The sequence below is a fragment of the Streptomyces sp. cmx-18-6 genome (genome assembly GCF_046548915.1).
In the GTDB taxonomy this organism is placed as follows: Bacteria; Actinomycetota; Actinomycetes; order Streptomycetales; family Streptomycetaceae; genus Streptomyces.
This window is the reverse complement of sequence record NZ_JAEBEP010000066.1, coordinates 1-507: the sequence shown is the minus strand read 5'-3', so window position 1 is coordinate 507 and position 507 is coordinate 1. Positions and strand designations below refer to the sequence as shown.

General features: G+C 68.6%; 1 protein-coding gene. It reads left to right on the top strand.

Going from position 1 to position 507, the window contains the following annotated elements:
- Positions 1–54: 54 nt before the first annotated feature.
- Positions 55–408 (top strand): hypothetical protein, encoded by a 354-nt coding sequence (locus ACLJPL_RS34175; protein ID WP_307164983.1) that lies wholly within the window; start codon positions 55–57, stop codon positions 406–408.
- Positions 409–507 lie beyond the last annotated feature (99 nt).

Sequence of the window (507 nt, the reverse complement as noted above, 5' to 3'; positions counted from 1 at the left end):
GAGGGGTGGGCCGGTGTCGAGTGGCACCCGCACGGCTGGCTAGCATCCGGCTTCATGGACGTACTCATCCATCTTTTCGTCGGCCTGCACATCATCGGCATCGCCGCGCTCCTCGGCGGCTTCCTCACGCAGCTGAAGGCGATGGGCCGGGGCACGGCCCGCTTCGTCCCCGCGATGCTCCACGGCGCGGCGACGATGCTGGTCACCGGCGTGATCCTGGTCGGCCTCAACCAGGCGGACGACCAGCACGTCAACAACATCAAGATCGGTGTGAAGCTGGCCCTGCTGATCGTGATCCTCGGCCTCGTCTATGTGAAGCGGGACGACGAGACGGTGGAGAAGCCCCTGTTCGGCCTGGTCGGACTGCTGACCGTGGCGAACGTCTTCATCGCGGTGCTCTGGACCTGACGGGCGCCAGGGCCGTGACCAGGGCCGCCGCGGCGACGGCCAGCCACGCCGCCACCGCGACCCACAGCAGCGCCTGCCCGGCTCCCTTCAGCGACGGCA